Source organism: Blautia sp. HCP3S3_D9 (genome assembly GCF_052063845.1).
Lineage (GTDB): Bacteria > Bacillota > Clostridia > Lachnospirales > Lachnospiraceae > Blautia_A.
This window is the reverse complement of record NZ_JBQHWS010000283.1, coordinates 1-866: the sequence shown is the minus strand read 5'-3', so window position 1 is coordinate 866 and position 866 is coordinate 1. Positions and strand designations below refer to the sequence as shown.

The following is an 866-nucleotide window of genomic DNA, read 5'->3' as shown; positions in this document are numbered from 1 at the left end:
CCTTTATATCCTGTATAAAAAGTTCCAATCATTGTGATTAAAGCTACTACTGACCAATATTTATGTGCTTTCATGTAATTCCTCCATTTTTCAGTGTATTCAATTCTAATTATACGCTACCACATTCCTATGTCAATTTGATAATAGAGCATTCCTATAAAATTTTTCAGAATATCATGGTTAAAACTATGTATTGTTATCATTTAATTGTTGTTTCAGAGAATTTAAAGATGAGCCTGACATATTACTCATGGTCATATTAACCAATGTCATAGCCTTATTAAGATCTGTTACTGATTGAACAGCATTTTCAGTTTGAGTTTTTAGAAAATTGAACGCATCTACCTTTAGCTTGGTAGTTGCAATACCTTTCAAACTTGCAGATACATTATTTGCATTGTTCTGTATTTGTTGCAAGCTATTATTTAGATTGTTCATGCCACTTCCATTAAGATTACTTAAATTGACTTGAACATTTATTTTTTTATTTTGTAAAGCATTTAGCTTCGCTTCTAACTGTGACGTATCAAGGTCTGCCGTTACTTTTACTTTAAATTCATCAGCCATTTAAAACCTCACTTTCTTTGTATTATTATAGTGTAATATTACTTAAAAATAAATTTTTGCACAATAAAAGAGACTACCCATTGAGATAGCCCCTTATATTCCAAATTAAGTATAAATAAAAGCACAATTATTTTTGGATGGGCGGTGTATCCATCATCTCAGGTACTCTTTTCAGAGTGCGTCAGGAACCTTTTCTGACCTCAAAAATAATCGTGCCTGTTATTATTGTATTTATTTCTTATAAAGAGAATACTATTTATTCTGTCTCTTATACACATCTCCGAGCCCACGAGACAGTC

At 30.8% G+C, this 866-nt stretch carries 2 protein-coding genes; both read right to left on the bottom strand.

The window, feature by feature from the left end:
* The coding region (locus ACTNES_RS20920; protein ID WP_441040580.1) for a DUF6219 family protein at positions 1–74 on the bottom strand (74 nt) is incomplete at its 3' end.
* A 112-nt stretch (positions 75–186) separates the two neighbouring features.
* Positions 187–567: a hypothetical protein gene (locus ACTNES_RS20915; protein WP_291807265.1), complete on the bottom strand. Its 381-nt coding sequence runs from the start codon at positions 565–567 to the stop codon at positions 187–189.
* Between the last annotated feature and the right edge of the window lie 299 nt (positions 568–866).

Coding starts and splice junctions, on each gene's coding strand:
- ACTNES_RS20915 (WP_291807265.1), bottom strand. CDS start 567: ATGGCTGATGAATTTAAAGTAAAAGTAACGGCAGACCTTGATACGTCA.